Annotated in this window: 2 protein-coding genes; both read right to left on the reverse strand. The window is 52.8% G+C overall.

Annotated elements, in window-relative coordinates; translation table 11 throughout:
* Positions 1-389 precede the first annotated feature (389 nt).
* Positions 390-1,583, reverse strand: coding sequence for an IS91 family transposase (locus CA13_RS34265; RefSeq protein WP_146393696.1), 1,194 nt, complete (start codon positions 1,581-1,583; stop codon positions 390-392).
* A partial coding sequence (locus CA13_RS34270) for a tyrosine-type recombinase/integrase (protein ID WP_419195344.1) occupies positions 1,584-2,619 on the reverse strand: 1,036 nt, incomplete at its 5' end.

The following is a 2,619-nucleotide window of genomic DNA, read 5'->3' on the forward strand; positions in this document are numbered from 1 at the left end:
ACGGATAACCGTTAAGAATTTGACATCGCGTGAATGAAGAGCGGCTTGTGATGATTTTTGGTGGGGTGAACTGGATAGTGCGATCCAGGTGAGCGACCGAGCCGATGCTCAAATTCGTTGTTCAAGAAGCCCGGATGCGGCTACAGAACCCTTAGGGTTTTCAACTTTTGATTCGCTTGTTGTGTGTTGCTCAAAGTGGTCCCTGTGTGACAGAGCAGCCGACTTTTGCAATGGTTCGATCGGCTTCCAAGTACCGACAGATTGATCCCGAGCAGTGTTTCGTCGTTTTTGCGTCCGTTTCTTTTCGACCACGTGCCCCGTGCGCAGAACGCTCCCGGCATGACGCTTGGCGACATCGAAAAGCTTTTCGATCAAGGCGATGGTTTGACTCATGCCCGAGACTCCTTTGAGCAAGCAGGCAGCGATTGCAATTCCGGTGGACCGCGCGACGTGTCCCGTCGCCACAGCCAACATCCGTGCTGGTCAGTCACACCGATCAATTCCATTTCACCCCCGCAGTGATTGCACTTGATCGGCTGCCGAACACGCTCCGGCGGTTTGCTTGGCAGAAGCGATGTCCAAAGCGTCCAACCGAGCCAAATCCAGATCAACCAGCGAACGTTCGCAAGTTTCAATTTGTTGTTGGGACTCATGAAGCCATAATAGCGCACCTTGCGAAATCCCGGCGGCAAGATGTGTTGTGAGAATGCCTGGACGAACTTTTCGCCACTGAGATGACGCTCGATCGAATAACGCTTACCGGACGGCTTAACCTTGTAGGTCACTCCCGACTCATTCACCGAAACGATTCGGTTATCACTAATCGCGATACGGTACACATACGGGGCGAGATACTTCAGCACGGCCTCGCCGTTGCCAACGGGTTTACGATTGACGACCCAATCGGATTTGAGCACCCCTGGCGGCAATTGATCGTACAGCCCAGCGGCGCGGATCGCTTCGACAAACCGTTTTTTGTAAAGCCTCTTGGCCGGCAGAGGATGAAAAAGATGGTCGCGTTTGGCTTGCAACCACCTCGTCCGATCCGGGCTGACGCCGCCACCAGGGACGACGAAGTGAACGTGCGGATGATAGCTCGCTAGGTCCCGACCCCACGTATGCAAAATACCGAAGAACCCGATTTGATCACTGCCGACGTTCTTTGGTTCTGCCATCATCGCTTGGATCGTTTGCCGGCCTGCCTGAAAGAGCGCTTCGTAACCCTCCTCAGGATGGGCGCGCAGCAGCGGACGCAGTTCCTCGGGAACCGTAAACGTGACGACAAAATGTTGCACCGGAAGCCGTTTGCTGGTCTGCTTGGCAAGCCAGGCCTGGGTCTTATCCTTTTGACAGTTCGGGCAGTGACGATTGCCACAAGAACGTCCCAGCGAGTGTTTTGCCTGGCAGTTCTTGCAACGATAGGCCACAAAACCAAGCTCTCCCGTTTTGCATCGCATCAGCAACCCGAGCACCTTGCGGTGATGGGGCGGCATTCGCTTGTGATACTTTGCAATGTAGGCAGGAGCAAACTGACGCAGTGCATCGGCGACGGTGGAAACCGCTGCCTCCGCAACGTCGATCATCTACTTGCCGGTTTTGTCGCGTCCGCGAAACAACTGGTTGATGACCTTGCGAGCATCCACCTCGGCCGTTTCCGTCAGATGAAGGTAAATCATCGTCGACTGAAGACTCCTGTGCCCAAGGTACTTTTGAATCGCCTTTAAACTCACATTCGCTTCTAACAAATGAGTGGCATAGGAATGTCGCAAAGTGTGTTGTGATACTTTTTTGCCAAAGTTCAGCTCCTCGGTGATCTTCTTGATCGCACCTTGCACGGTTGAAATGCTCATTGGCGTCGTGGACTGGGAGCCATCGTGATGATTGCGTCCGGCTGCCGGAAACAGAAAGGTTTTGTTTCGATGGGTCTTCCACTGGGCTCGAAGCACACAAAGCGTGGATTGAGCCAGCGGGATGTAACGATCTTTGACGCCTTTGCCTCGATGGATGTGAACCATCATTCGCTGGCTGTCGATGTCCCCGACTTGCAAGTTGACCGCGTCGCCGATCCGGAGTCCCAAGGTGTAGCTAATCCAGATGAAGCACTTGAGCCGGAAAGACTTGGCAGCATCGATCATCTGGAAAATCTGTTTCTGGGTGAGCACTTCGGGAAGCGTGTGGGCGTAGTTGATTTTGGTTTGATCAAGGACTTTCCATTTTCGCGGACAGCAGGTCCGATAAAAGAACTTAATTCCCGAGAGTAGGACGCTTTGCGTGCCTGAGGCGGCTTCCAGATCGACGATTTGATAGAGCAGGAAGGCTCGAATGTCCGCTTCGTCGAGTTTGCTAGGTGATTGCTGATGAAACTCAGCAAGCTTCCTGACCGCTCGCACGTAGCCGTAGACGGTTCGCTTAGCCATTCCTGCGAGCCTCAGGTCTTCGACGAGTTTATCGTAGTATTTCCCTTTGAAGAACGCCGAAGACTTTGGTAAGTTGTTGTAGGTTGGCATGGTAAGCTCCTCTTTGTTTTGTGAGACAAAAAGAACCAGCATGTCATGCCAACCAAATTTTGAAACAATAATCCAATCAGGAAAACTATGCCGCGCAGCGGCTTTCTTGAAC

This window comes from Novipirellula herctigrandis, assembly GCA_007859835.1.
In the GTDB taxonomy this organism is placed as follows: domain Bacteria; phylum Planctomycetota; class Planctomycetia; order Pirellulales; family Pirellulaceae; genus Novipirellula_A; species Novipirellula_A herctigrandis.

Coding starts and splice junctions, on each gene's coding strand:
- CA13_RS34265 (WP_146393696.1), bottom strand. CDS start 1,583: ATGATCGACGTTGCGGAGGCAGCGGTTTCCACCGTCGCCGATGCACTG.